The sequence below is a fragment of the Snodgrassella sp. CS2 genome, from assembly GCF_050310315.1.
Taxonomy (GTDB): Bacteria; Pseudomonadota; Gammaproteobacteria; order Burkholderiales; family Neisseriaceae; genus Snodgrassella; species Snodgrassella alvi_E.
Genome location: NZ_JBNPBA010000001.1, coordinates 481,372 through 503,189 on the forward strand (window position 1 = coordinate 481,372; position 21,818 = coordinate 503,189).

The 21,818-nt window shown below is 44.0% G+C and carries 16 protein-coding genes; 7 read left to right on the plus strand and 9 right to left on the minus strand.

Annotated features, from left to right (window positions below):
• Nucleotides 1–18 precede the first annotated feature (18 nt).
• Nucleotides 19–1,401 carry an MFS transporter gene (locus ACQP6D_RS02325; RefSeq protein WP_427857327.1) on the plus strand — a complete coding sequence of 461 codons (1,383 nt, stop codon included), beginning with the start codon at nucleotides 19–21 and terminating at the stop codon, nucleotides 1,399–1,401.
• A 178-nt stretch (nucleotides 1,402–1,579) separates the two neighbouring features.
• Here ACQP6D_RS02325 and ACQP6D_RS02330 read toward each other — a convergent pair whose 3' ends face one another.
• Nucleotides 1,580–3,310, minus strand: a complete 1,731-nt coding sequence (locus ACQP6D_RS02330) for a cation:proton antiporter (RefSeq protein WP_100152387.1) — start codon at nucleotides 3,308–3,310, stop codon at nucleotides 1,580–1,582.
• Nucleotides 3,311–3,642: 332 nt separating this feature from the next.
• Here ACQP6D_RS02330 and ACQP6D_RS02335 point away from each other — a divergent pair, with 332 nt between their 5' ends.
• Entirely contained in the window at nucleotides 3,643–4,581 is a 939-nt protein-coding gene (locus ACQP6D_RS02335) for a Dyp-type peroxidase (protein ID WP_267390081.1), read from the plus strand.
• Nucleotides 4,582–4,684: 103 nt separating this feature from the next.
• Entirely contained in the window at nucleotides 4,685–6,187 is a 1,503-nt protein-coding gene (locus ACQP6D_RS02340; RefSeq protein ID WP_267390080.1) for a cation:proton antiporter, read from the plus strand.
• Nucleotides 6,188–6,265: 78 nt separating this feature from the next.
• On the opposite strand, the gene thrC is transcribed toward ACQP6D_RS02340, so the two are convergent.
• Nucleotides 6,266–7,678 carry a threonine synthase gene (gene thrC / locus ACQP6D_RS02345; RefSeq protein WP_427857328.1) on the minus strand — a complete coding sequence of 471 codons (1,413 nt, stop codon included), beginning with the start codon at nucleotides 7,676–7,678 and terminating at the stop codon, nucleotides 6,266–6,268.
• A 41-nt stretch (nucleotides 7,679–7,719) separates the two neighbouring features.
• The gene (locus ACQP6D_RS02350) at nucleotides 7,720–8,067 is read right to left on the minus strand and encodes a hypothetical protein (RefSeq protein WP_267390078.1); all 348 of its coding nucleotides are present in this window, start codon (nucleotides 8,065–8,067) and stop codon (nucleotides 7,720–7,722) included.
• Nucleotides 8,068–8,231: 164 nt separating this feature from the next.
• Between ACQP6D_RS02350 and ACQP6D_RS02355 the strand changes: the two genes are divergently transcribed.
• The 4 genes from ACQP6D_RS02355 to recX all read left to right on the plus strand — a co-directional run bounded on the left by ACQP6D_RS02355 (nucleotide 8,232) and on the right by recX (nucleotide 11,932).
• Entirely contained in the window at nucleotides 8,232–9,545 is a 1,314-nt protein-coding gene (locus tag ACQP6D_RS02355) for a replication-associated recombination protein A (protein ID WP_100139942.1), read from the plus strand.
• Nucleotides 9,532–10,602 (plus strand): aldose epimerase family protein, encoded by a 1,071-nt coding sequence (locus ACQP6D_RS02360; protein ID WP_427857329.1) that lies wholly within the window; start codon nucleotides 9,532–9,534, stop codon nucleotides 10,600–10,602. The genes ACQP6D_RS02355 and ACQP6D_RS02360 overlap by 14 nt, the downstream gene beginning before the upstream one ends.
• A gap of 152 nt (nucleotides 10,603–10,754) precedes the next feature.
• Nucleotides 10,755–11,462 (plus strand): phosphoglycolate phosphatase, encoded by a 708-nt coding sequence (locus tag ACQP6D_RS02365; RefSeq protein ID WP_100139940.1) that lies wholly within the window; start codon nucleotides 10,755–10,757, stop codon nucleotides 11,460–11,462.
• A complete protein-coding gene (gene recX / locus ACQP6D_RS02370) occupies nucleotides 11,459–11,932 on the plus strand; it encodes a recombination regulator RecX (protein ID WP_100139939.1) in 474 nt (157 codons plus the stop codon). The genes ACQP6D_RS02365 and recX overlap by 4 nt, the downstream gene beginning before the upstream one ends.
• Before the next feature lie 134 nt (nucleotides 11,933–12,066).
• Here the strand turns inward: recX and panS are convergent, their stop codons facing one another.
• The 6 genes from panS to aceE form a co-directional block, all read right to left on the minus strand.
• A complete protein-coding gene (gene panS / locus ACQP6D_RS02375) occupies nucleotides 12,067–13,020 on the minus strand; it encodes a ketopantoate/pantoate/pantothenate transporter PanS (RefSeq protein ID WP_267390074.1) in 954 nt (317 codons plus the stop codon).
• A 32-nt stretch (nucleotides 13,021–13,052) separates the two neighbouring features.
• Nucleotides 13,053–13,319 carry a 30S ribosomal protein S20 gene (gene rpsT, locus ACQP6D_RS02380; RefSeq protein ID WP_025330392.1) on the minus strand — a complete coding sequence of 89 codons (267 nt, stop codon included), beginning with the start codon at nucleotides 13,317–13,319 and terminating at the stop codon, nucleotides 13,053–13,055.
• Nucleotides 13,320–13,448: 129 nt separating this feature from the next.
• Nucleotides 13,449–14,567 (minus strand): AI-2E family transporter, encoded by a 1,119-nt coding sequence (locus tag ACQP6D_RS02385; RefSeq protein ID WP_370389361.1) that lies wholly within the window; start codon nucleotides 14,565–14,567, stop codon nucleotides 13,449–13,451.
• A gap of 260 nt (nucleotides 14,568–14,827) precedes the next feature.
• Entirely contained in the window at nucleotides 14,828–16,582 is a 1,755-nt protein-coding gene (lpdA, locus tag ACQP6D_RS02390) for a dihydrolipoyl dehydrogenase (RefSeq protein WP_427857330.1), read from the minus strand.
• A gap of 112 nt (nucleotides 16,583–16,694) precedes the next feature.
• Nucleotides 16,695–18,320, minus strand: coding sequence for a dihydrolipoyllysine-residue acetyltransferase (gene aceF, locus ACQP6D_RS02395; protein WP_369608979.1), 1,626 nt, complete (start codon nucleotides 18,318–18,320; stop codon nucleotides 16,695–16,697).
• Nucleotides 18,321–18,428: 108 nt separating this feature from the next.
• Nucleotides 18,429–21,137, minus strand: a complete 2,709-nt coding sequence (gene aceE / locus ACQP6D_RS02400) for a pyruvate dehydrogenase (acetyl-transferring), homodimeric type (protein ID WP_370387913.1) — start codon at nucleotides 21,135–21,137, stop codon at nucleotides 18,429–18,431.
• Nucleotides 21,138–21,818: the final 681 nt, after the last annotated feature.

Below are 21,818 nucleotides of genomic sequence, written 5' to 3' on the forward strand. Positions count from 1 at the left end.
TTTTAAGCTGTACTCAATATGAATTCCAACAATAATGATACACACATGAACTCCGCCGAAAGGCGAGCAACATGGGGATTAGGAGCGGTTTTTTCATTGCGCATGCTGGGCATGTTTATGGTTCTGCCGGTACTGACCACTTATGGAATGACATTACAAGGAGCCAATGAAAGCCTGATCGGACTGGCTATAGGTATTTATGGCCTGATGCAGGCTTTACTACAGATTCCTTTTGGCTTATGGTCAGACCGTTTTGGACGCAAGCCACTGATTGTGGGCGGTTTGATAATCTTCACTCTGGGCAGCATCATTGCCGCTGTAACCACCTCAATCTGGGGCGTGATTTTGGGACGAGCTTTACAGGGTAGCGGCGCAATTGCCGCAGCCGTAATGGCTCTACTTTCAGATTTAACTCGTGAACAGAATCGCACTAAAGCGATGGCTTTTATCGGTATCAGCTTTGGCATAACATTTGCATTGGCCATGGTATGCGGCCCAATTATCACACATGCATTTGGTTTACACGGTCTATTTTGGGTCATTGCCTCACTGGCAGTAATCGCTATTGCACTGACGTTATTTTATGTACCCGTGAGCAGTGTTCATGTGCTCAATCGTGAATCTGGTATCGTAAAGGGTAGCTTTGTTACTCTATTGTGTAATGCACCCTTACTCAAGCTCAACATAGGTATTTTCTGTCTGCATTTTCTTCTGATGTCTACCTTTGTTGCTCTGCCTTTGCAACTTGAGCAAGCAGGATTTCCAGCATCCAAACACTGGCAAATTTATTTATACACAATGCTGATTGCATTTATTACGGTCTTGCCACCGATCATTTATGCAGAAAGTAAACGCCGGATGCGACGCGTTTTTGTCATATGCGTTACCGGTCTGATGCTTGCAGAAACAGTTTTATGGCTGGCCAATGTTTCCTTTTGGTCCCTAATTGTAGGTGTATTGTTGTTTTTTATTGCGTTTAATTTGATGGAAGCCTTGCTGCCATCTTGGGTAAGCAAAGAAGCGCCTGCCGGTTTTAAAGGCACAGCAATGGGCATTTACGCTACGGGACAGTTTCTCGGAGTAGCCTGCGGTGGCACTATCGGTGGCTGGCTGGCTGCACATTGTGGTGCTCATTCAGTTTTTTTGTTTGGTACAGTATTAGCTGTGGTGTGGTTGCTGCTAAGTTTTACTATGCAGGAACCACCCTATCTGGCTAGTCTGCGCTTGACGCTGGGCAGCAATCAGATTTTGCCCGAGAATGCACGCCAACAATTATTGCAGCAGAATGGAATTAGCCAAGTTTTGATTGTGCCTGAAGAACACAGTATCTACATTAAAATTGACAGTAAAATTACCAGCCGCCAACAGTTGGAAGCTTTTATCAACTCCATCTGCAGATAGGTATCTATTAACAAGACGGTTTTTCCGTATCCGGCTCATAGTTTAAATTAAAATAGCTGCCAGAATTTAACTTACGCTAATTATTTATTTCTAAGCAGTTTTATTTTTAGACTTGGCCATATTTTATGGCGTTCAATATTGATAATTTTTTCTACCATTTCTCACAGGAATGAAGTATTTATGCTTGCTCAAAGGCCTGCATAATTTCCTGTGCTAGCACAATCTGGCTATCAACTACTTTTGTAGCACCAGCTTGGATAAATAATTGCTTATCCTGTTCATATCGGCTAAACGTCACGATTTGCAATTGAGGATTGAGTGCCAGTGCAGCTTTGATAATTGAAACAATCTCTGTTTTATTTTGGATGGTAATAATCAAATTTCTGGCTTCGGACACAAATACTGCATCAAGCATCCCATCAGACAAAGCGTGTCCGTAAGCCACTGGTATCTGACGTGCTCGTAGTTCTGTTACTACGTCAAGCCGGTTTTCCTGAACATATACTGTTTCATTCTGAGCCTGCAAATGCCTGATAATTTCCTGCCCTACCGGACCAGCACCAACGAGGACGGTATGATTGCTGACAGCTGGCGCAACAGCCATGTCTTCATCAACAAAATAAATCGATACCGGTTTAATGGGAGCAGCCACTTTTGCATGAGGCTTATCAGACATCATTCCGCTGTCAATCACGCCTGGTGCTGCTGAGGTAGCCTGTTGATTCTGTTTTTCTAGATACCGGTTTAGCCAGACAAACAGAAAAGGATTACAAATAATGGAAATTAGGGCACTCCCTAATATCAAATCGCTGGCCAAGGGAGGCAATATTTTGTATACCGACCCTAAGCTGGCTATCATAAAAGAAAACTCCCCAATCTGCGCCAATGCTACGGCAATGGTTAATGCTGTTTGTGGCGGATAACCAAATACGCGCACAATCAGAAATGCGCCTGCACTTTTGCCAATTACCACAACCAGCAGGGTTGCTATGAGCAATAAGGGTTCACGAATAATAATACTGGGGTCAAACAGCATCCCTACTGAAACAAAGAACAAAACTGTAAAAAATTCTCTCAATCCGCTCGAAGCATCTTCAGCTGTGTGATTCATACTGGTTTCACTGATGATCGCTCCAGCAAAAAACGCACCCAGTGCAAATGAGACACCAAAAAGATAATTGGCTAATATGGCGCAACCCAGGGCTACGGCTATAACCGCCAGCCGGAATAGTTCTGGACTACCGGTGCCTACTACACGCTGTAAGGACCAGGGTATGAGACGGCGCCCCAGAAACAGCATCACTACCACAAACGCAATAATCTGAACACTGGTTTTGCCTAGTAAATAAAATAAATCAGCACTCGAAACACTTCCTTGTCCTGACAATACCGGCGCCAGCGCCGGAATCATGACCAGCACAAACACCATGGCTATATCTTCCACAATGAGCCAGCCGGTGGCAATGCGGCCTTGCGTAGAATCCCCCAGATGCCAGCGCTGCAAAGCAGCTATTAAAACTACCGTAGAAGCACAAGATAAAGCCAGCCCAAACACAATTCCGGCACCAGAGCTCCAGCCGGCCAGCCATGCCAATAGCCAGCCTAACAGGGTAGCCAGTGCAATCTGTATCAGTGCTCCAGGAATGGCAACACGTTTGACTGCAAGCAAATCGCGGATAGAAAAATGTAAACCCACTCCAAACATGAGCAAAATTACGCCCAACTCCGCCAGCTGCTGTGATAAATGCATATCAGCAGTAAAACCTTTGGTGTACGGTCCAACAATAATCCCTGCAAAGAGGTAGCCAACTAAAGGTGGCATACGTAATTTGTGGGCTATATAACCGAGTATAAAAGCAAAAAATAATCCGCCTACAATGGTTTCTACCAGTGGAAATGAGTGGTGCATTGATTTCTCAGGGTAATAATCAGTAATAGTAAGTAATCTATATTAACGGATAATTCTTGATAAATAAAAGCTTTTATCAGCTTTTCATATATAATTATCGTTTTTTATCTAATCTTTGCATATATTATAGTTAAGTATCCCCATTTATTAATTGCATTAATGAAGGGGACATCAAATTGTACTTATTTCGGAGACATATTCCATATTCTTAGTTGAATATGGAAATATTATTTTTCTGCACGAAATAGTTAAATTTTTTTTATTTGTGTCTGCCTTGTACTTAATAATGTTAGTTAAATTTACTATAATATTGGTTTAGGAAAGTTTTATTAATGACTATAAACAGGATACCGCCGGTAGTTGCCTATCCGGGTAAAAGCGCTTTGTTTATTACGCTTGGCATTAAGGACAATGAAACAGCAGTTGCTGAAGTTCTTGATTTTATCACCGGTTTTTCAGCTTTAATACGCAGTCTACATGGCCGTTTTCATGATGAACATTTCAATGCGTTAATGGGGATTGGTTCGGATGCGTGGGACAGATTGCGTCCAGCGAAACCCAAACCGAAAGAGCTAGTGCCTTTTACTGAAATCAAAGGTGCTAAGCATACTGCTGTGGCCACACCAGGCGATTTATTTTTCCATATTCGTGCAGACCGTCAGGATATTTGCTATGAAATGGCCGCAATGATCCATGAAATTCTGGGAGAGGCCACTTATCCGATAGATGAGGTCAGCGGATTCCGTTATCTGGATGGGCGTGCCATTATTGGTTTTGTCGATGGTACTGAAAATCCTGACGACGAACGCAAAATGGATTATGCCGTGGTTGGAGATGAAGATCCGTTGTTTCGTAACGGTAGCTATGCTTTCACTCAGAAATACCTGCACAACATGCAGGCATGGCGACAATTATCAGTTGAGGAACAAGAAAAAACTATCGGTCGGCGCCGATTCAATGATATTGAACTTTCCGATGAGGAAAAACCGCAGACAGCACATAACAATGTCAGCAAAGTTTATGATGCTGAGGGTAATGAACTAAAAATAGTTCGCGCAAATGTTGCTTTTGCCCATCCATCGAAAAATGAATATGGTACATTCTTTATTGGCTATGCCCGTTCATTTGCTGTTACCCGTCAGATGGTTAAACAAATGTTCACCGGTAATGCAGAAGGACATGTCGATCGTTTGCTGGATTTCAGTACCCCAGTGAGCGGCAGTCTATACTTCATACCTTCTCCTGATTTAATGGATGAATTTGATTCGTAAGTTACTTTTGCATGTTTTATTCAAGGGGAACCTGCTCGAAACTGCGACAGATTCGGTTTAACTCTAATTTATAACATCATCTCAATAAAGGAAAACTGTTTGCATGGGTAGTGTACTTTTTTTACAGGCCATCACCGTTATTTTTTCGTTGTCCATAGTCACGACGCTATTAAATAAACGGTTGTTTGATATGCCACAGGCCATCGGTGTGCCGATTGTTTCCGCAATTCTTGTATTCGCTCTGCAATGGGGTATGAATTTGTTCGGACGCAATCATTTTATTCATGTGGATATCCAGGCGTTGAAAGCTGCGGTTGGCCATATTAATTTTTATGATTTTCTGGTTAACGGTGTAATCTGTTTTATCCTGACTTCCTCTGCCCTCAAATTCAAGATTTCCGATTTAAAACGCTACTGGCGTCAGATATTAATTTTAGCCACTCTGGGTTTGCTGTTGTGTTCCGTACTGTTTGGCGGGCTGCTTTATGCTTTCCAGTTTCTGGTAGGAGATTATGTCCCGCTGCTCGTGCTGCTACTACTTGGTTCTGCCCTCGGTGCCACTGACCCTATCGGTATCAAGGGCGTATTGAGCTCAGTTCGCACACCTCGGCATCTGATGGTTAAGCTGGAAGGTGAATCTTTATTTAACGATGCAATGTGTATCGTGGTGTTTATGACCATTTTAACGCTGATTAACGGCCAGCATGTATCACCCATAGGTGTGATTGAGAATTTCTTCTATGAAATTATTGTAGCCGTGATTATCGGTTTTATCTTTGGTATCGGCGCATTACGCCTGCTACACGGTAAACATGAAAATGAATCACTGATTTTAGCCACTGCCCTGCTCGCTTCTGGTTCATATCTGGTAGCCTATTTTGCCCATGCTTCCGGCCCAATTGCCTGCGTGGTTGGTGGTCTGATTGTCGGTAATAAATGGCAGGAAGTATTGCAGAAAAAAGAAATAGATGATGTTAATAATTTCTGGCATGCGGTAGAAGGGATCATCAATTCTTTCCTATTTACCCTGATTGGTCTGGAACTTTTTATTGTAGACATGAGCAAAACGCTGGTTATCGGCGGTATTGTTGCATTCGTGTTACTACATCTGAGCCGCTTTATCGGCAATATTCTGGCCTTTATGCTGTTTCCTAAAGTGCATAAGAAAAGCTACCACGGCAGCCTGACCATTCTGTCATGGGGTGGTGTGCGCGGCGGTATTTCTCTGGCTTTGATTCTAGCCGTAGCCAATATGCCGGCATTGGCCAAATACAGTGATATTCTTGTTGGTTATACTTTTATCTGTGTATTGCTATCAGGTGTAGTATGTGGTCTGGGGTTACCGGAAGTATTGAATGCGTTTTATTACAATCCGGACGAGCCGAAAACCGGTTTTCGCGGCTGGTATCAGCGCCAGTGCCATCGTTTTAACCGCAGTGGTGTGATGTATACTATTGAAGATCGGTCTGATGGTTCAGAATATATTTCTGTTTATAATCCGATTGCTGTAGCTACCGCTGCTGCTGACCCGAGTGAAGAGATTGCTCTGACACCAGAAGAATTAAAACAGAAAGTAGACAAATTGGAAAATCCGGATAATTTTTAATCTGAATCTAAAAATGCCGGCTTCATCAAGCCGGCATTTTTATTAAGTGTTTATTAAGCCATGTAGGCAAAACTTTTTTTATTTCAATTGTGCCTCTATAAATTCTCGTACTGCTGCGGCATCGTTATCCATGATGGTAACACGCTGTGGTAAATCTTCCAGCCCAGCCAAATTATCTGGCCGCGGGATTTTGACATTATCACCTACGGCTTCATGGATAGTCTGGGCAAATTTAGCTGGCTGTGCTGTTTCTAGACAAACAATAATTTCACCAGCTTCGCGCAATTGCCGTGCAACTTTTACACCATCAGCAGTATGAGGATCTATTAGCTCGCCGTCTTCTGCATAAACTTGTGCAATAGTATGCAGACGGTCGGTATGTGTGCTTTTACCAGCAGCAAAGCCATACTGGTTGTGGATTTTGTCGAGCAATGGGCTTAGGTCAAACCCGCTGCCAATGGCTACCTGTTGCCAGAGCTGCTGCACTTTAGCACCATCGTGGTCCAGCAAATCATATACAAAGCGTTCGAAATTGGAAGCTTTGGAAATATCCATCGAAGGGCTGGAGGTAACAAAAGTATGTGCTGCATCCCGCGGACGATAATGACCAGTATTGAAAAATTCGTTCAATACATCGTTTTCATTTGTGGCAACTATCAGACGGTGAATGGGCAGACCCATACTTCGCGCAATATGTCCGGCCAGTACATTACCGAAATTACCGCTTGGTACACAAAATGATACTTTCTGCTCGTTACTGTTGGTGGCAGCAAAATAGCCTTTAAAATAATACACCACTTGCGCCACTATCCTGCCCCAGTTAATCGAATTAACCGTACTCAGATGGTAATTAGCCTTGAAAGCATGATCATTCTGTAAAGCTTTCACAATGTCCTGACAATCGTCGAACATACCTTTGATAGCGATATTGAATATATTGCCATCCTGCAAGCTGTACATTTGTGCACGCTGAAAATCGCTCATTTTGCCAAAAGGCGATAACATGAACACATTTACTCTGTCTTTACCCCTCAAGGCATATTCAGCTGCAGAACCAGTATCACCGCTGGTGGCGCCGATAATATTGAGATAACGGTTTTCTCGTCCAAGCACATATTCAAAGAGATTGCCCAATAACTGCATGGCCATATCTTTAAAAGCTAGTGTAGGGCCATTAGATAACGCTTGAATATTGACACCGTCATGCAACGTTCTCAGAGGCGTAATTTCATCGCTACCAAATACATCTGCAGTATAGGTTTTGCTAATGATTGTCTGTAAATCCGCTTTAGGTATGTCAGTAGCAAATAAGCTGATGATTTGCAGAGCCAGCTCAGCATAGCTCAATGAGCGCCAGTCATGCAGAGTAAATGCATCGATATGTGGATAGCTTTGTGGCAGTAACAATCCACCATCATCAGCCAGCCCCGCCATTAATGCCTGACTAAAGCTTTTTGTTGCTGTCTGCCCTCTGGTACTAATGTATTTCATTGTTTCTCCTGTATGATTCTGAAATCATATCTGAACCATAGTTAATAACGCTGCATTCCGTAGCTGCATTTTTCAGCCTCTGATGCAATTAATACACTTACATTCTGCTGGCGATTTTGTGGATTGACCATTTTGATTACTTCTTCGATGCTGAACTTACGTTTGTTTTGCTCAGCAATACAACTACAATACTGTTTACTCACTCCAGAAAGGTCAATTGTACCGAGTCCACGGATAAGCAGTGGCTTACTCAGCTGAAGCTGACACTCATTATTAATCATGTAACCAGCTATGCCGGAGATCAGTCCGTATTCTGCTTTTTTATCATATTGAATACCGACCCCTATCACTACCACTACAAAAACCAGCAGAAACAATATTTTATTCATGAATTTTTGTCAGTTGCATTATAATCAAACCCGAATACAACCACCCTTTTTTAAGATATGTAATCACACGATTATACACGCAATGTAAAATCTGAATAGCGGGCAAACTTCATTCAATCAGGTACAATATCTTACACGAATTGCCGTGTACAGAATGACACGATATGGATTTATTTAATCAAAAACCTTTAGCCCCACTGGCAGAACAGTTACGTCCACAGAATCTGGATGAAGTGATCGGCCAGCAACATCTGATTGGTGAGGGTAAACCATTACGGGTCGCAGTAGAAACTGGACATCTACACTCTATGCTGTTGTGGGGTCCTCCTGGCGTTGGTAAAACCACACTGGCACGCATTCTGGCACAGAGTTTCAATGCTCAGTTTATTCCATTGTCAGCGGTTTTTTCCGGTGTCAAGGAAATTCGTGCGGCGGTCGAAAAGGCGCAGCTGGCATTACAACATGGTCAGCGCACTATATTGTTTGTAGATGAAGTGCATCGCTTTAATAAATCTCAGCAGGATGCATTTTTACCCTATGTAGAAAACGGTCTTTTCACATTTATTGGCGCCACCACTGAAAACCCCTCTTTCGAAGTGAATCCAGCTCTTTTAAGCCGCTCACAGGTTTATACGCTGCATTCGCTCAGCATTGAAGAATTAAAACAGCTTCAGCAGAAAGTATTCAGTCTGCAGGCTTTCAAAACATTCAGTATTGATGAGGATGCTCAGACACTCATTCTCAACAGTGCCGACGGTGATGGTCGGCGTTTTCTAAATCTTCTGGAGCAATTAATTCACACTGCACAGGCTCAGCAGCAAAGTGTTATCAGTGCAGCATTAACGGCCAGTAGTCTTGGCACACAGCTGCGTCGTTTCGATAAAGGTGGTGACAGCTTCTACGAACAGATTTCTGCTTTACATAAGTCTGTACGTGGTTCCCATCCTAATGCCGCTATTTACTGGTTTTCACGCATGCTCGATGGTGGCGCAGACCCGCGCTATCTGGCAAGGCGCATTATCCGTATGGCGTGGGAGGATATCGGGTTGGCAGATCCTCGGGCAATGCAAATAGCGAATGATGCAGCCCTCACTTATGAGCGTCTGGGCAGCCCCGAAGGCGAACTAGCTCTAGGGCAGGCTGTATTGTATCTAGCCTGTGCTGCCAAAAGTAATGCAGGATATATGGCTTATAATGAGGCACGTGCATTTGTTAAACAGCATCCCTCCAGTGAAGTGCCTGTACATTTGCGCAATGCACCTACTAAGCTGATGAAAGAGCTGGGTTATGGCAGAGAATACCGTTATGCACACGATGAACCCAATGCTTATGCAGCTGGTGAAACTTATATGCCAGACGGTATGGAAGAACCGTCTTTTTATCAGCCAGTAGCACGCGGGCTGGAAATTAAAATCGCGGACAAGCTGGCATTTTTACATAATCTGGACGAAGAGGCCGGTCAGAATGCAAACAAATAAGCAATCACTTTGTACACTTGAAACCCAGCCATTTGGCTTGATAGATGGAGACAGCGCCACACTATGGACATTGTCCAATAGCAACGGCATGAAGGTATCGGTAATGGATTTTGGTGCCATTATTACTTCAATTGTAATACCAGACCGAGACGGCAATTCAGTGGAATGTGTACTGGGCTTTGATAATGCTGAAGACTATGCCAGCAATAGCTATCGTGCCAACAATCCGCATCTGGGAGCAGTAATCGGGCGACATGCTGGCCGTATCAGCCATGCGAAAGCAAAGCTAAATCAGGAATGGATTCAGTTGTCACCCAATCAGGGCGAGCATCACATGCATGGCGGATTTTGCGGCTTCGACCAGAAATGGTGGACAGTGCATACCACGCACACAGATGACGAATGCGCTTCCATCACGTTGCAATTATTCAGCGCCGATGGAGAAGAAGGCTATCCCGGCAATCTGAACGTTCAAGTTTGTTATACTCTGACAGCTAATAATGAGTTAAATGTTGATTTCAGCGCTGAAACAGACCGAGATACGTTGATTAATCTTACTCAACACAGTTATTTCAATCTGGCTTTGCGTGAAAATACTGTCAGCGAGCATCAGTTATGGTTGTTACCTATGGAAGTAATTGATACAGATGCAGATATGATGCCTACTGGTGAGGTTTCTAAGACACCAGCAGCACTGGATTTCCATTCTGCCCGCCCTATTGGCAATAGTGTAATTGATACTGCCTATATCTTACCTCCTCATTCCAATCAAAGCATTGTAGCGAGTATTAGCGCGCCAGATACGGGACTTTCAATGGCGGTTAAAACTGATGCACCGGTAATGGTGGTTTATAACGCCCAGCATCTAACAAAACAACCGATACCGCAACGTAAAGCACTGCAACCATTTGCTGCCATCTGTTTTGAACCGCAGGGTTATACCGATGCAGCAAACCAGCCAGCTTTTCCCAATAATATTCTCCGGGCCGGGACTACATATAAACAGCATATCAGCTATATATTTAGCCGCAATCCTATCCAACCCATATGTAGTTAACCCTACTTAGACCTACAACTGCTGGATGAAGGCAAATTAAGGTGTAAAATCTTTGATTGCTAAACAGAGTAAATCCAGTTCGACTAAGGACCATATCGGTACATTGCTCGTGATAAAATGAATACGTCTTTTACCAACCCATATTGCTTAGCATGAAATGGAATGATATTCAGGCCATAGCATTCGATCTTGATGGTACGCTGGTCGATTCAATTGCCGATTTGTGTGCAGCGGCCAATCATATGCGTGCCGAAATGAATCTGGCACCTTTACCCGCAGAAGAACTCACCAGCTACGTAGGCGATGGTTTGTCTAGTCTGGTGCATCGGGCGCTCAGTGGAAGTAAAGACGGACAGGCTGATGAAGCTAGCTGGGCACAAGGTTTTACTGCATTTATTGCTTATTACCGTACTCATCTAAGTGTTCATACCCGTCCCTATCCTGAGGTTGAAACCGCACTAGCTCTATTTCGTAACAGGGGATTACCCTTAGCGGTAATTACTAATAAAAATGAAATTCTTGCAGTGGAATTATTGTGCGAACTGGGACTGGCCGATTCTTTTAGTTTAGTGGTAGGTGGTGACACACTGAGTGAAAAGAAACCCTCCCCTATGCCCTTATTGCACACAGCCGAAGTATTAGGTGTTGCTATTCAGAATTTATTAATGGTGGGTGATTCAGCAAATGACATTCTTGCAGCCAAAGCTGCCGGTGCCTTAAGCTGTGGCGTAACTTGGGGCTATGCCGATATGGGACTACTGGCACAAAACCCCGATACCAAACCAGATATCATTATTGACCATCTGCCTCAGATTGATGATGGCATGCGGCATCATGGCGATAGTGAAATCCGCGCATGAAACCAAAAATCAGCTTACGCGGCCGTGCCATTGCTATATTGGCACGGCAAGAAATCAGCCGTGCTGAGCTGACACGTAAATTACGCCCGCATGTAGAAGAAAACGATGATATTGAATCTTTGCTAGATGAACTAGCCGAGCGGCACTGGCAATCTGATGCTCGCTATGCGGAAACCTACATCAACAGTAAAAGCCGTATACACGGCAATCTGCGATTACAGCAAAGCCTTAAACAAAAAGGAGTTAAAGCGGAGCTGATAGCCGATTATCTGCCAAACAAAGCGGAACAAATCAGTAATGCAGTCGCTGTTTTACAAAAAAAATATCGCCGGCCTCCATCTGATTTAAAAGAAAAGCACAAATATATGCATTTTCTAGCCTATCGTGGATTTAGCATGGATATTATCAATACAGCTATGCATCGTGCTTGGGAAGAGAGTATTCTTCCAGAGGAAGAGTTTTGGGAATAGCGTATAAAAGGCAATAAAAAAATTGATGGGTTTGATGAAAAAAGCTGAATTAGTTACGCGCTCAGTTTTTGGCAAATCGCGATAATTAAAAAGTCCGGTAATTGGCCGGACTTTTTAATTATTGACAGACTATATCAATGCAGACTGACATCTTCACGTTTCACTTTGTCATTACTGGTGCCGGTAGGTTTGGTTGACCAGTAACCTGCAAGAAACGAACCGGAAATATTATGCCACAGTGAGAATATTGCTCCGGGGATTGCAGCCATTGGCCCAAAGAAATTCGTGCCTAATACTGCAGCCAGACCTGAGTTCTGCATACCTACTTCCAGTGCAAGGGTACGACAAATGGATTTATCAAAACCAAACAGCCGTCCACCCCAATATCCACCAATCAGCCCCAAACCATTGTGCAGAATTACGCCAAATACAACAATAGCTGTTTCAATCCCTATTTTATCACTGCTCAGCGAAACTACCGTTGCCAATACAAGGATAATTACGCACATGGTAATCAATGGCAATGAGGGTACAATTTTTTTTACTTGCTGCGGGATAAAATAATTTATCCCCACTCCGATAGCAATCGGTAATGCCACAATAAGCAGAATTTCCTTGAGCATATTCACTACCGGTACAGCAATAGAAGCTGCAATGTACAATTTAGCCAGTAATGGCGTAGCAAAAATACCCACTACAGTAGACAGCGCACTGATGGTTACCGAGAGTGCAACATCCCCTTTAGACAGAAATACCATAACGTTGGAGGCAGTACCACTGGCTACACATCCTACCAGCACCATGCCTGCTTGCAATTCCGGCGACATGTTAAGCAATCTGGCTATCAGCCAAGCTGCCAGCGGCATAATCAGATAATGCAGGCCAATACCGGCCACGATTGGTGCCGGCCGTTTTAATACACGGGTAAAATCGGCTATTTTCAGTGTCATGCCCATGGACAGCATTACCAGCATCAGCATTTCTGAAATATAAGGTTTCAGTGGTGCGAAAACAGCAGGATTCAGATAGGCGAAGATAGAACATAAGGCTGCCCACAGTGGGAACAGCCTTGTAATGATAGCAATCACGAGAATTTTCTCATGTAATAACAGTAATCAGCTTAGGCAGCCATTGCTTTGATTTTGGCAGCCAGACGGCTTTTATGACGTGCAGCCTTGTTTTTATGGAAAACACCTTTATCAGCAATGCGATCAATCACTTTAACGCTTTCGCTGTAAGTAACCTGAGCAGCGGCTTTATCACCAGCTTCAACAGCTTTCAATACTTTTTTAACCGCAGTGCGAAAAGCGGTACGCAAGCTAGCGTTGTGAGCACGTTGTTTTAGTGCCTGACGAGCGCGCTTACGAGATTGTGCACTATTGGCCATCAATATCTCCTAACATACATATACAAATCATGAAACGCCGAATTTTAATGACTTCGCAGCATAAATGCAAGTGCCCTTGTTGTTTTTTAGCTGGCTTCGGCTGGTGGCAAGTAATTAAGATTACTTAGCTTACTCGTGTTTTTCGTCCTTGATGATGGCATTTTCCGGCAGCTGGCGGAAGTAATCACTATGCCAGTATGCTTGTGTACCTTCACGTATCAGTACCAAGCATACGGCAGCCAGAGGCAGCGCCAGCAGCATGCCTACAAAGCCCAGCAACTGTCCAAAAGCCATTAAGGAAAAAATTACCCAAAAAGGTGACAGTCCAATGCGGTCACCGACAATTTTCGGCGTAACGAAAAAACTTTCCAGAAACTGGCCAATTGCAAACACACCCCATACCATCAGTAGTCCTGTCCAGCCATTAAACTGCAATAAAGCTGCCAGCGTAGCCAGCAACAATCCGGTAAATGCACCCAGATACGGTACAAACACAAGCAAACCAGCCACCATGCCAATCGCAAATCCTGATTCTAGTCCTACCAGAGCGAGTCCCAAACCATATACCAGCCCCATAATGACCATCACTAATAATTCACCGCGCAGAAATTCACCCAGAACAGTATCCATATTAGTGGAAATGCGATTGTAGACCGGTAGAGCTCGGCGAGGAATCAGGTGGCGGATACCGGCTGTCCAGCGGTTCCAGTCGAGTAGAAAGTAGTACAACAGGAATGGCAATAACAACAGATTGGTTATCCATTCCACCATGCCGCTGCCATGCTGCCATACCACTGGCAACACTTTCGAAGCAGCATCCTTAATGCTGGCATTGTGGGTTTGAATCCATTGACCAACATAGCGGGACATGTAATCAGCATCCCAGCGCAGGCGAATATGAAAAGTCTGATTCAGCCACGGAACCAGTTTATGATGAACCCAATTGAGAAAATCTGGCAGCTTTTCATAAATGCTGTCGAGCAGATTAATCAGCATTGGTATGACAATCAGTAACAATACCACGATTACACTCAGCCCTAGCAGCATCACGAGCATGGCTGCAATAGAGCGTGGGATCTTCAAACGGCGCAATTTTTCTACCAGCGGATTAAGAATATAGGCCAGAACCCCTGCTGCTACAAAAGGCATTAATATCGGTTTTAGTCCGATAAACAAACTGATGGTGCCCAGTAGTACTAGCGCGCCAATAATCCATGGAGTAACAGGAGAATGTTTTTTGCTGTTGATATTCATTAAATATACTCTTGCTGATTAAAAAAATAAGCTTGCAGCAATAATCAGGCAATAACCTGCCTTTTATTATTCTAATAATAACTGAATAAATAACGTTCTGAAATAATTTATCTGCTAAGGTGATTATATCTGTAAATATTACGTAATGATCATGGAATAAGCTATCTCATCTATTTCTATCTTCTCACTGCCCAATAAAAAAGCCAGCTGTTCGAACCAATTCGAACAGCTGGCTATAACAAGCCTTCAACAGCTTATTTTTTACGCTGTGGAGGTAAATCAGTACAGGTTCCCATGGCTACTTCAGCAGCCATGCCAATAGATTCACCAAGTGTTGGATGCGGATGAATGGTACGGCCGATATCATCTGCATCACAACCCATTTCGATGGCCAGACAGATTTCACCAATCATGTCGCCGGCACTGGGGCCGACAATGGCACCACCAATAATCAATCCACTATCGGCATCGAAAATTAGTTTCGTCGCGCCCTCACTGCAACCATTGGCTACAGCTCTGCCAGAGGCTGCCCATGGAAACACTGCTTTAGTGATTTTGACACCATCTTTTTTAGCCTGATCTTCGGTTATACCAGCCCAGGCCACTTCGGGATTAGTATAGGCCACACCAGGAATTACCCTTGCGTCAAAATAAGCTTGATGACCGGCGCAGTTTTCGGCAGCAACGTGACCTTCATGTACAGCTTTGTGCGCTAGCATTGGTTGGCCGACAATATCTCCAATTGCATAAATATGCGGCACATTAGTACGCATCTGTTTGTCTACATTGATAAAGCCACGTTCGGTAACCGCTACACCGGCATTTTCAGCACCAATCAGCTTACCATTCGGGGCACGGCCGGCAGCCACCAGTACTAGATCATAGCGTTGTGGTTCAGCTGGTGCTTTATCACCTTCAAAGGTAACATAAATACCGTCTTCTCTGGCTTCCACTGCTGTAGTTTTGGTGTTCAGCATAATATTATCGAAACGATGTTCGTTTTTCTTTTGCCAGATTTTTACCATATCACGGTCAGCGCCGAGCATCAGGCCACCCATCATTTCCACTACATCTAGGCGTGCACCGAGCGTACTGTAAACCGTGCCCATTTCTAGGCCAATGATACCGCCACCGATTATCAACATTTTTTCGGGCACAGATTTCAATGCCAGTGCACCGGTAGAATCGACAATGCGTGGATCCTCTGGAATAAACGGCAGATTCACCACACGACTGCCGGCTGCAATAATGGTGTTTTTGAAAGCCAGAGTAACTGTTTCGCCGGTTTCTGTTTTACCTTCGCCGGAAGTCAGTTTGACCTCAATGTGATGTGGATCGATATACCGGCCATTACCGCGGATAATATCGACTTTACGTGTTTTAGCCATACCGGCAAGACCACCTGTCATTCTGGCAACTACTTTTTCTTTGTAGCTGCGTAGCTGGTCTATATCGATTTTTGGAGCCGGATACTCAATACCATTGGCTTTAAGCTCTTTTACTTCGTCAATCACTGCAGCGTTGTGCAACAATGCTTTGGAAGGGATACAACCCACGTTCAAACACACACCGCCTAGCGTGGCATAACGCTCTACAACTGCTACTTTGAGGCCTTCGTCGGCCGCAGCAAAAGCTGCAGAATAGCCACCAGGGCCACCGCCTAACACGACTACATCATATTCAGCATCACTGCTGCCGCTGTAAGTGGCCACTTGCGAAGCTGCAACGGGAGCTATTTCACTGGCCGGTGCCGCTGCTTTGGCTGTTGCAGCCGCAGCTTCTATTACAGCAATCACCCCACCCTCAGAAATTTTATCGCCTACTTTAACTCTAACCTCCTTTACCACGCCGGCTATTTCAGCCGGTACATCCATCGTAGCTTTGTCAGTTTCCAGTGTAATGAGGGTATCGTCTACCGCAATGGTATCGCCCGTTTTGATTTCTACCGCTATGATATCAACATTCTGATAATTGCCAATATCCGGTACTTTCAGTTCAATTAAGCTCATGATCTAACCTTTTCCAGACTGTTGTATGTTAAACAACAGTATGTGCCTGTATTTCATGTATTCAGGCTGCCGAAAACGTTTCGGTTTTCAGGCAGCCTCCGGAATTGAAGTTTTACAGAGTAACGCGGCGGAAATCAGCCAGCAGCTGGCTGATAAATACCAGAAAACGCATGCCGGCTGCGCCATCAATCACACGATGGTCAAAAGATAGTGACAGCGGACACTGTAAGCGCGGTTCGAACTCCTTACCATTCCAGCTTGGTTTAATCTGCGATTTGCAAACGCCAAGAATCGCCACCTCAGGTGCATTGATAATTGGCGTAAAGCCGGTGCCGCCGATGCCACCTAGAGAAGAAATGGTGAAGCAGGCACCTTGCATTTCCTGTGGTTTGAGCTTGCCTTCACGTGCACGCTTACTCATGTCGGCCAGTTCCTGCGTGATTTCTTTGAGGCCTTTTTTATCAGCATTTTTGATAACTGGTACGACCAGACCATTCGGCGTATCAGCAGCAAAACCGATATTGATGTATTTTTTCAGTATCAGGTTATTGCCATCTAAAGATGAGTTGAATTCCGGAAATTCTTGCAAGGCTTTCACACAGGCCAGAATGATAAAAGCCAGCGGAGATACTTTCAGTCCTGCGCGCTCCCATTCTTTATTCAATTGCTTGCGGAAAGTTTCCAGTTCGGTCATGTCCGCATCTTCTTGCAAGGTGACATGCGGAATCATTACCCAATTGCGCGCCAGATTCTGACCAGATATTTTCTTGATACGCGACAGCTCTTTGACTTCGATTTCACCAAATTGACTGAAATCTACTTTCGGCCATGGCAATAAATCCAAACCACCACCCAGAGCAGTGCCAGCACCACCATGCTCGACTTTCTGCATGACTTCTTTGACAAAATTGCGCAAATCAAGCGGAGTGATGCGTCCTTTGCGACCGCTGCCACTTACTCGACCTAAATCTACACCCAGCTCACGCGCCAGTTTGCGCACAGAGGGGCTTGCATGGGCTTTTTCAAACCCTTTTTCGTCGATATCAGAGCTGCCAAATGCTTGAGAAACATGGCTCTTAATTTCGGCACGCAATTCATTGTTTTCTGCTGACGGCGTAGCTGCAACCTGTTTTTTGATTTCCGCAGCTTGTTTCTGATCCTGCGTAGCCGATTCAGCAGCAGGAGCAGAAACGGCGGCTACTTCAATGAGTGCACTGCCTTCTGATACTTTGTCACCCACCTTCACATGTACAGCGGTTACTTTTCCGGCCACTGTGGATGGGACATCCATGGTGGCTTTGTCAGTTTCGAGTGTAACCAGTGTCTGGTCTACTGCGACTTCATCACCTACTTTGATGTCTACTTCTATAACATCTACATTAGAAAAGTTACCGATATCAGGTACATTTACGGCTACCGGCTTGGCTGCGGCAGCTGCCGGTACTGTAGCTGCAGCTTTGGCCGGAGCTTCAGCCGTTTGCGTTGTAGTGGCTGCATCAGCAGCTTCTACTTTGACAATCACACTGCCTTCTGAAACTTTATCCCCCACTTTGACCAATACTTCTTTTACCACTCCTGCGTGGTCAGCCGGTACGTCCATGGTGGCTTTATCGGTTTCAAGTGTAATCAAAGTATCGTCTACGGCAATTTTATCGCCCACTTTTACAGCCACGTCAATGACATCGACACCGGTATAATTACCGATATCCGGTACTTTTATTTCTACAATCTGACTCATCATTATGTCCTTTGGTGACAGCAGGCTGTTGCCTGCGTCCGACAATCGTTAGCTTATACAGCCAACAAAACCTGCCTGAAACCCAAGAGGATTCAGGCAGTCGGTTCATTAGCGTGTCCAGCTCGGTTCTACATCAGCCTTGATACCATATTTGTTGATGGCATCCTGAACAACCTGTTTGCTGATTTTACCTTCATCAGCTAAGCCATTCAGAGCAGCCACCGCTACGTGGTAACGGTTGATTTCAAAGAACTCACGCAAATTGTCACGAGAATCACTGCGGCCGAAGCCATCTGTACCCAACACAGTAAATACATCTTGTGGGACGTAAGCGCGGATACGGTCGGCAAAGTGACGTACATAATCAGTAGAGGCCACCACCGGTCCTTCATGGCCAGACAGCAGTTGAGTAACGTAAGGTACTTTCTGTGTATCTGTTGGATGCAGACGGTTGTAACGTTCGATATTGATACCATCACGGTATAGTTCATTAAACGAAGTCACGCTCCAAACATTGGCTTCTACGTCAAAGTCCTGTTTCAGTAATTCTGCTGCAGCTATCACCTCTTGCAAAATTACGCCGGAACCCATCAGCTGCACTTTTAGTTTGCCGCCTTTAGCTTCCTGCAACAAATACATACCGTTCAGAATCTGCTGTTCTATACCTTCACGCTGTGGCATGGCCGGATGTTTGTAGTTCTGGTTCATCAGAGTGATGTAATAGAAAACATCTTCACGGTCTACATACATGCGCTGCATACCATGCTGAATAATTACAGCTACTTCATAAGAGAATGAAGGATCATATGAGATGCAGTTTGGTATCAGTTCTGCTTGAATATGACTGTGGCCATCCTGATGCTGCAAACCTTCACCATTTAGAGTAGTACGGCCGGCAGTACCACCCAGCATAAAGCCACGGGCTCGTTGATCCCCAGCAGCCCAAGCCAGATCACCAATACGCTGGAAACCAAACATTGAGTAATAGATATAGAATGGAATCAGTGGATAATCGTTGTTTGAATAGCTAGTAGCAGCTGCTATCCATGAACTCATAGCGCCTGGTTCGTTAATACCTTCTTGAAAAATCTGACCATTTTTAGATTCTTTATAGAACATGAGCTGGTCATGATCCTGCGGTGTATAAATCTGTCCTTTCGGATTCCAGATAGCATACTGACGGAACAAACCTTCCATACCAAAAGTACGGCTTTCATCCGGTACAATCGGCACTACGCGCTTACCAATGTTTTTGTCTTTCAACAATGTGCTCAAGATACGCACAAACGCCATAGTCGTAGAAAATTCTCGGTCGCCACTATCTTGTAGTTGTGCGGCAAATTCGCTCAATGGCGGAATTGGCAGCTTTTCAGAATCGGGGTGACGATATGGTAGGAAGCCACCGAGCTGAGCACGACGCTCCTTCATATATTGCATTTCTTCGCTGTCTTCCGGTAAGCGGAAGAATGGCAGAGTGTGTTCCATCTCTTCATCGGTAACCGGAATTTCGAATCGGTCACGGAACTGTTTCAGCGATTTCATGTCCATTTTCTTAGCCTGATGGGCTGTATTTTGCGCTTCGCCAGAAGCACCCATGCCATAGCCTTTAATGGTTTTAGCCAGAATCACGGTCGGACGTCCATCTGGATTGTTCACGGCTTCGTAGTAAGCTGCATAAACTTTATGCGGGTCATGGCCGCCACGATTCAGAGACCAAATTTCATCGTCTGACATGTTGGCCACCATGGCTTTCAGCTCAGGCGTATTGAAAAAATGCTCCCTTACATAGGCACCATTCTGAGATTTATACATCTGATAATCGCCGTCTACACATTCTTCCATGCGTTGTTTCAGCAGATTGTCTTTGTCCTGAGCCAGCAGTGCATCCCAGCGGCTGCCCCAGATTACTTTCAATACGTTCCAGCCAGCACCGCGGAAGTTGCCTTCCAATTCCTGAATAATTTTACCGTTACCACGTACCGGACCATCCAGACGCTGTAAATTACAATTCACTACGAAAATCAAATTATCCAGACCATCACGGGCTGCCAGTGCAATCGCACCCTGACTTTCTGGCTCATCCATTTCGCCGTCGCCACAGAATACCCACACTTTACGACCCTGTGTTTTGGCCAGACCACGGGATTCGAGATATTTCAGTAAGCGAGCTTGATAGATACCCTGTATTGGACCAAGCCCCATAGATACGGTTGGAAACTGCCAGAAATCAGGCATCAGCCAAGGATGTGGGTAAGAAGATAGGCCGTGGCCATGAACTTCCTGCCGGAAATTTTGCATCTGCTCTTCAGTTAATCGACCTTCTACAAAAGCTCTGGCGTAGAAACCGGGAGCACTGTGTCCCTGGAAAAATACAAGGTCGCCTTCCTGATTTTCTGTTTTACCATGCCAAAAATGATTAAAACCGACATCATACAGAGTAGCACAGGATTGGAAGCTGGCTATGTGGCCGCCCAATTCGAGATTTTTTTTGCTAGCGTTCAATACCAGTGCCGCTGCATTCCAGCGTACCAATGATCGAATACGATGTTCTAATTCATGATTACCCGGTGATTTTTTTTCTTTACCAACAGGAATAGTGTTGAGATAGGCGGTGGTGGCTGAAAATGGCATGTAGATGCCACGGCGGCGTATATAGCGCACTAAGCTTTCCATTAAATAATGTGCGCGCTCAGGCCCCTCTTCTTTTAATACTGAACTGAGCGAATCCAACCATTCCTGGGTTTCAATCGGATCGATATCTTGATCATGGAAGTCAGCAGACATAGCAATATCCTCTTTCATATGGGATTGAGTCATGAACAAAACACTTTATGTTGTTGCTATTTCATCTATTTATTTTCTTTTTATCATCAATTACTTTAATTGCTTTACCAAATTGATAAGAAAAAATACATATAAATTCAAACAACTTACAATAATTCAGCATAATCCAAACTGGATAAAAGCATACATTATTGTGATGCAACATACTGTATTTTCGCTTAAATCGTACCAGTGTAATAGGCAATCGGCAATGTCTTTTTACACCAATTTTCTGATTTAAAACAACCAAACATATGTTCACAAATTAGTATATATCAGCCTTTTAGTCTGTAGATTAAAGGACAAAAAAGGGTAATTCATTGGCGCATAAAGTAAATGAAAGAGGGATATAACCTTTAAAATGTTATGAGCATTAACATAAATCATTTACATTTGAATGATTTTAAAAACACAACGCTAAACAAAAAAAAATTATTCTATTAAGCTTAATTTTACACAAACCATTATGAATACAAATATTTTATATTCATTAATAACATATACATAATAAAACGTTTTTTAGATTACAGAATAAATCCTTCAGATCCACTGAAAAAATTTTCTGTATCTTTGTTTTTCTTATTTCTATTTAAATTTATTTTTATGTCTGCGCCTTATTCACATCGAGTTGTTAATTTGAAGATACGGGGCTGATTTTAGTCAGCATCGGTAAGT